The sequence below is a fragment of the Candidatus Aquicultor sp. genome, from assembly GCF_054640775.1.
The window spans coordinates 1-2,717 of the sequence record NZ_JBTSLF010000313.1 but is presented as its reverse complement, the minus strand read 5'-3'; the positions used below and the strand labels follow the sequence as shown (position 1 = coordinate 2,717).

Here is a 2,717-nt window from a genome sequence, read left to right as displayed (position 1 = left end):
GGTTTTCTATCCGCTTGGCTCCTGCACGATGAAGTATAACCCGAAAATCAACGAGGCCGCGGCACGGTTAAAAGGATTCTCGACGATCCACCCCTACCAGGATGAAACGCAGGTGCAGGGCGCCTTGAAGCTTATGTATGAGCTTGGCGTTTGGTTGGCCGAGATAGGTGGGGTGAAGAGGGTAAGCCTTCAGCCCGCCGCCGGGGCGCACGGCGAACTTACCGGCATGGCCATGATACGCGCCTACCATGAGCACCAGGGCAACCCGAGAAGCACGGTCATCATCCCGGATTCGGCTCACGGCACAAACCCGGCGACGGCCCACATGCTCGGCTACAAAGTGATCCAGGTCCCATCAGACGACCAGGGCGGCGTCGACATCGATGCGCTGGCAGGGCTTCTTGACGAAGAAGTCGCCGCGATATTTCTTACCAATCCGAACACCCTCGGCATTTTCGACAAAAACGTCCTCAAGATAAACGAGATGGTCCACGCAGTCGGCGCCCTCAGCTATTGTGACGGCGCAAACCTCAACGCGATCCTCGGTAAATCCCGTCCGGGAGATATGGGCTTCGATGTCGTTCACTACAACCTCCACAAGACGTTTGCAACGCCACATGGAGGCGGAGGCCCGGGTTCGGGCCCGGTCGGCGCAAACGAGACGCTGGAGCCGTTTCTGCCCATACCGGTCATTACGTTTGACACATCTCTCGGCGCTTACTACTTCGACACAAACCGGCCGCTCTCGATCGGCAGGATTCGCGCCTTCTACGGCAACTTCGCGGTTATGGTGCGGGCGTATTGCTATATCCGCGCGCTTGGAAGCGACGGCTTGAACAAAGTAAGCGACATAGCGGTCTTAAACGCAGCCTATCTCAAGGACAAGCTAAAAGATACCTACACGCTCCCGTACGACGTACCCTCGATGCACGAGTTCGTACTGTCTGCGGACAAACAAAAGAAGCTTCACGTAAGGGCCCGCGACATCGCAAAACGCCTCCTTGATTACTACATCCATCCGCCAACGATCTATTTCCCGCTCATCGTAGAAGAAGCGCTTATGATAGAGCCGACCGAAACCGAAAGTCTGAGAACCCTCGATAGCTTTATCGAGGCCTTGAAAATAATCGCGACAGAAGCAATCGAAACCCCTGACCTCGTAAAGGACGCCCCCCACATAACCCCTATAAGCCGGCTTAACGAAGCCGAGGCAGCCAGGCATCCGGTTCTTAGGTGGAACCCTTGATGCAAGCAAAAGATAAATTAATTTCAAAAAACACTGGATTTTTTAAACACTCAAGTCTATCTTTAGATTAGTAAAGAATTAGCCCAAGAACCTGCAATGGGCATCTAGGAGCAGCCAGGGTTGTGTGATAAACTTCGGATAGATCAGTAATGAGGGATGGGATATGGACAAAAATAACGAGTTAGACCTCAATAATGCACTGCTAGACATTGCAAGCAAACCGGACGAAGAACTTCGACAGATCCTGGATCAACTTTGCGACGAAGAAGAGCGCGTCTCTTATCGCCGCAGGGTGCTTCATGGCAAGATCGATATCCTGAGGGCAGAGTTGGTTGGCCGGCTGAAGAAAAGACGCGAGGACGGCGGCGATGTTATCTCAGGTGCAGACGTAGACCGCCTGAGCCAAATCCTTGCCCGCGGCTTGACGACTGTTTCAAAGGTCGATGTCTCCGACGAGGACGTATTTTAGAAGCCGGAAGCGTCGAGCGCAAACAAAGGAGGATATGTGGTGCCCGAATCTCGGATTAAAGCGGCGATTAATGAGTTCTTTAAAGAGGGTTTCAAGAACATCTTAGAGGATAGGATGGCTGATTACATCATCAAAGAACTCCGTGCAGGTAGAAATCTCAGCGAGGTGCTTAATGACCCGTATGTAAAAGATAATATCGACCACGGTCACTTAGAGCACGTTCTTGGAAACAAAGAGCTTCTCGCCACATATGAACAGAGAATCAAAGCAAGTATGCAAGCTTCTTAGCGCTCCACAAGGGCGTTAAAAGCAAGGGCTTATGATAAAAATAAGTAACTGGAGCGCACATATGCAATGCGGTAAATGCGGCAGCACAAATGAAGATAGCGCTGAGTTCTGCAAAAAATGCGGAGAGCCGCTTGACCACGCTCAAGAAATCGAGACGACTATTTCTCTCTCACCGATTGAGGTCGAAGAGGAATACCGCGAAATAAGGATCGTGCCCACCGAAGGACCGATTCTGGTCGTCACAAAAGGCCCTTTTATAGGTCAGAAATTCAATTTAGCGAAAAATGAAATAACTTTGGGACGCGACCCGAGCAGCGATATCTTTCTGGACGACGTCACAGTCTCGCGAAACCACGCTAAGATCACAATGGGCGGCGCAGTTACGATCGTCGATGCCGGCAGCCTGAACGGTACCTATGTCAATCAGCAATGTATCGATGGAGCGACCGAGCTTGAATCAGACGACGAGATACAAATCGGAAAATTTAAGCTGGTATTTGTAGCAAAGAAATAGCTGGGATGCAGCAGGGCATATAACAGCGTTGTTCAAAGCCGAAATGTTGAGAGGAGGAACGATATGCCGCCAAAGAGGGATTACCTAACGATTGGGGAAGTCGTAGATCATCTAAAACCACGCTATCCCGATCTATCGATAAGCAAGATTCGCTACTATGAAGAAGAGAAGCTCATACGGCCGGAGCGAACTCCCGGCGG

The 2,717-nt window shown here is 51.1% G+C and carries 4 protein-coding genes; all 4 read left to right on the top strand.

What is annotated here, in order from left to right; genetic code table 11:
- The coding region (gene gcvPB / locus ACYC56_RS14660; protein WP_461374912.1) for an aminomethyl-transferring glycine dehydrogenase subunit GcvPB at positions 1-1,246 on the top strand (1,246 nt) is incomplete at its 5' end.
- A gap of 163 nt (positions 1,247-1,409) precedes the next feature.
- Positions 1,410-1,715, top strand: a complete 306-nt coding sequence (locus ACYC56_RS14655) for an RsiG family protein (RefSeq protein WP_461374911.1) — start codon at positions 1,410-1,412, stop codon at positions 1,713-1,715.
- Positions 1,716-1,754: 39 nt separating this feature from the next.
- Positions 1,755-2,003 (top strand): hypothetical protein, encoded by a 249-nt coding sequence (locus tag ACYC56_RS14650; protein WP_461374910.1) that lies wholly within the window; start codon positions 1,755-1,757, stop codon positions 2,001-2,003.
- 31 nt (positions 2,004-2,034) lie between these two features.
- On the top strand, positions 2,035-2,517 hold the full coding sequence (locus ACYC56_RS14645; RefSeq protein WP_461374909.1) for an FHA domain-containing protein: 483 nt from the start codon (positions 2,035-2,037) through the stop codon (positions 2,515-2,517).
- The last annotated feature ends 200 nt before the right edge of the window (positions 2,518-2,717 follow it).

Excerpts from the sequence above, each read along its gene's own strand:
- ACYC56_RS14645 (WP_461374909.1), top strand. The coding sequence starts at position 2,035 with ATGATAAAAATAAGTAACTGGAGCGCACATATGCAATGCGGTAAATGC.
- ACYC56_RS14655 (WP_461374911.1), top strand. The coding sequence starts at position 1,410 with ATGGACAAAAATAACGAGTTAGACCTCAATAATGCACTGCTAGACATT.